Annotated in this window: 4 protein-coding genes; 1 reads left to right on the top strand and 3 read right to left on the bottom strand. The window is 58.8% G+C overall.

Annotation, left to right across the window (positions count from 1 at the left end):
* The 3 genes from VGY55_10175 to VGY55_10165 all read right to left on the bottom strand — a co-directional run.
* Window positions 1–482: hypothetical protein (locus tag VGY55_10175; protein HEV2970347.1), on the bottom strand; the 482-nt coding region annotated here is incomplete at its 3' end.
* A 91-nt stretch (window positions 483–573) separates the two neighbouring features.
* A complete protein-coding gene (gene dctP / locus VGY55_10170; GenBank protein HEV2970346.1) occupies window positions 574–1,599 on the bottom strand; it encodes a TRAP transporter substrate-binding protein DctP in 1,026 nt (341 codons plus the stop codon).
* A gap of 1,172 nt (window positions 1,600–2,771) precedes the next feature.
* On the bottom strand, window positions 2,772–3,041 hold the full coding sequence (locus tag VGY55_10165) for a hypothetical protein (protein HEV2970345.1): 270 nt from the start codon (window positions 3,039–3,041) through the stop codon (window positions 2,772–2,774).
* 400 nt (window positions 3,042–3,441) lie between these two features.
* Between VGY55_10165 and VGY55_10160 the strand changes: the two genes are divergently transcribed.
* The coding region (locus tag VGY55_10160; GenBank protein ID HEV2970344.1) for a hypothetical protein at window positions 3,442–3,678 on the top strand (237 nt) is incomplete at its 3' end.

Here is a 3,678-nt window from a genome sequence, read left to right as displayed (position 1 = left end):
AAGTCGTCGAGTGATGCAACGGGCAAACGCGTATGAATAGTCTCCGGCTCGGTTGCGAATGCTCCAACGATGAAGAATTCGTCGTATCTCTGCAAGATCCCCGAATCGACCAGCCGGGTAGCAACCAGAGTGGCTTCCCGCATATCTCGAAACAGGCCAGGAAGCTCGATCACCGCGTGGTCTCCAAACTGATCGGCCGCCGGCCCCAGCGCAACATAAGCGATGTCGGCGACTCCGGTCCGGAGTAGTTGCAGTTGCCGGCCAGGGTCCTTGCCGAGGGCGCCGCCGGGATATGTCTCGATTATTATGCCGCCCTGCTCGTCTCCGTTTATCGCGTCCACAAAAGGTTTGATTACGAATATATAAATCTTGGTCTGGTCGGACGAAAAATACGCCAGTTTCAGCTTGATCGGCTCGCCAAACGCAGCAAACGGCAACAGCATCAACGCGGTCACCGCGCAGCGCACCAAGGTCTTCAGCATCGCAGCTCTCTCCATACGACTTGCATTCTGATCCTGTTGTCTCGTACCCGATCGCATCGGCCGCTTCGAGTAATTCTGTCGTCCGGCCAGCTCACTGGAAATCGCCGCCTCGGTGTTCGGATCGCACCTTCGCGATCTCCGTTTCGACCAGCTTCAAAAGCTCCAAGTTTCGCGGACTTTCTTTGCGCCACGTCTCAAGCACCGTCTCGAATGTGGCCTGGAGCGTGTCGAGCTCCGCTTGCGGCGGCGTTATCACTTGGCGATTGGGGTCGGACCGGAGGTCCTTCATCGCTCGAATGTTGTTGGCATCGTAAGCTTCAACGTAACGCGCTGCCGTCCATCCACCGCTGTACTTGCGGATCACGTCCTGGCCGGCCTTCGGCAGCGACTCAAACTTCTTCCGATTCATCAGAAGCGCGAGCGGTGCCGCCCCGAGGGGCGCGGCATAATGGAATCTGGTGATGCGCGAAACGCCATAGGCAAACAGTGCGTTTGGAGGTAAGGTCGCGCCGTCGATTGTGCCCCGACCGATCGCCAGGGCGACCTCGTTGACCGGCATGACGAGCGGCGTTATGCCGATTGCCTTGAGTGCGTTGCCCTCAATGACGTTGTTGACTCGAAGAATTTTGCCACGTAAGTCAGGAAGCGATTTGATAGGCGAGCGGGTGTGGATCATCAGCGGGAAATTGGCGACGGCGGCGATTACGAAGAAATCCTCGTATCCCCTCAATGCTCCGGACGCCACGACCCGCATGTAAACCAGCGTGGCCTCCTTCAGATCGCGAAACAGGCCGGGAAATTCCATCACGTCGTTGTCTGGAAACCGATCAGGCGTCAGGCTCGGATTCACCCAAGCCATATCTGCGATGCCGTCCAGCACCAGCTGCGCCTGTTGAAGATAGCTTCGCCCGAGCACGCCACCGGAATAGGGATCGATTTCGATGATGCCACTTGCCTCCTTGTTGACCGCGTCGGCGAACGGCTTGAGCAGGGAGATATAGGGAGGTTCTCGGTCCGACGCGAAGTACGCCATCTTGAGCTTGATCGGCTCGGCGACTGTTGCGATCGGGAACAGCGCGAATGCGATTATTGTCCAGCGCGCAATGGCATTGGTCATCGACTCTCCGATCCTGTTTCAATCTTTGCTTAAATCGCTACGCGTGCCCGATTCCGGCAGGCCATTGTGGCGATGGGTGGCCGGAAATTGCAAATCATACCTATCAGGCGGTTAATGCATGTCCGCGACTCAAGCAGCGATTGATCGACACTTCTCGGGGAGATCGGCCAGACGTACCGCTTGAGTTTTTGGCGAAGTTGCGAAACTCCGCGGCGGTAACTTCTCAACAGGTAATGCCTGAACTGCAAGTCCCGGGACGCGCATGGACTAGCACATATATCGCCAATCGCCGCCGCGTCCGGGAAACACGTGCGGACATGCGGTGGTCGGCCACAGAGATCGCTTCTGATCCAGGACACGATCGGGGGGACGATGCCAATTGCCACGAAAGTAGCGCCTTCGATTTAAGTCTCAGACAAACTATTGAGATTATCTGCGTTACGGAATCACCGGGGAGGCCCCATGCTGGAACGTCGTCTTTGTCCGCGCAGACGGGTGCTCAAGTCAGGACTGATTGTCAGAAGACGATTTCTCGCTCCGCGGTCGGCCCGCGTCCATATCCGCTTGTTGGGCCAGATGCAGCCACATGCGCGCCATATCCCGACACACTTCTTTCATTGTACTATTGCTGGCCTCTTGCGCGCGCTTTGCGCACTCGGCCGCCTTGGCGCGGTATTCATCCGTCTTTGGGATCACGTCCGCTCCTCACTCATCGCCTTCAACATCTCTTCGCCGGAAATTCCATAAAGCGTTTCGGCGGTCCTGCAGTCGAAAATTCGCCGTGGCATCGCCAGGTCGTCGCGCGAGCGCCCGACGTCACAACCGCGGCCCGATGGACAACGACCGGATAACGAGCCCACTCGGCCGGATGAGCGAGCCGATGATCCGCGAAGCCCACGGGCGTCAAGGGTCGGGGTGGTAGATCCCGGCGGGCGTGCCACCGCTTCGCCGGCCCGCTGGCGACGTATCCATCGCGGGCGTTGCGGCACGATCCAGACGATGGAACCCGGCCGCCGAAGACGTCGACGGCGCCGCCGGGGCGCCGGCCGGGCGACCAGTACGAATCCACAACTACGCCATCGACCAGGACAACTTTACGATTCGGATCGGCCGTCGCCACCTTGGCCGACATATGGGCGGCGATTGCTTCATGGGCCGCCTTCAGCCTGGGATCACTTGCCTCCGGGGCAAGCCGGGAATGATGCTGCGCGCGGATGTTGAAATAACTGAACTCGTTCATTGTCGGCCTCCGTTTCGGCCGTGGTCCGCCCGGCCGTGTTCGAGATCACGAGCAGATCCTCCATTGCCTCATCCTGACGGGCGAGCGAGAGCCATGAGGCGGCCATAGAGAGATGGAGCTTGCGGTAGTGAGGTTCGAAGGCGTCTCGAGCTGCCAACAGGCACGCAGCCGCACTATCCCGGTAGCGTTGCGAATCGTGCATGATGCACCCCTGTTCGCCCCGACATGGTTTGATCCGGGAAGGATGCGTCGTCGCCCCCGAGGCAGCTGTACAAGATTGCACACCAGGAAAAAAAAGCGATGCGGTGGATAATTATCGGCTCACCAAGCCACTAACAGTTAAGGCAATTTTCTCAGCGGCGCCAAGGGCGCGGAACGCCGCGTGATGGCCAAGCCCCCTCAAACCAATCGGACCACAACATTTTGAAGGAGTACAAATCAGGCGTACCGGCCTTGTACCCCTGTTTTTGACGATCGAGGACTATCGGAGACCCCGTGTTCGATAGCTCGCAGGCGCCATTTCGGCCGCCATGCCGGCCGGTAGATATCCGGAACCAATTGACGGCGGGGCGATTGCCCCCATGGGACGTCGAGTATGAGCGATGCCGGATGACCGGTTGGATAAACGCCGAGAGATTGCGGCTGAGCGCCTCACAATGGCGCAGCAGATTTCCGATTTGGATTTCCGTGCATCTTTTGTAGCCATGGCGCAGAAATGGCTGGATCGCGCCCACGACGAACCCGGATCAGACCTACCGGACGCCCGGAACTCGGCCTTCTCTCACTATGTCATTCAAACGAACATCGGCCGAGAGCTCCGGGGTCAATTCGAACTGTCC

The sequence above is a fragment of the Pirellulales bacterium genome (genome assembly GCA_035939775.1).
In the GTDB taxonomy this organism is placed as follows: domain Bacteria; phylum Planctomycetota; class Planctomycetia; order Pirellulales; family DATAWG01; genus DASZFO01.
This window is presented reverse-complemented; position numbering and strand designations above follow the sequence as displayed.

What these genes read in the sequence shown, in the direction of transcription:
- dctP (HEV2970346.1), bottom strand. Translation starts at nt 1,599, where the DNA reads ATGACCAATGCCATTGCGCGCTGGACAATAATCGCATTCGCGCTGTTC.
- VGY55_10165 (HEV2970345.1), bottom strand. Translation starts at nt 3,041, where the DNA reads ATGCACGATTCGCAACGCTACCGGGATAGTGCGGCTGCGTGCCTGTTG.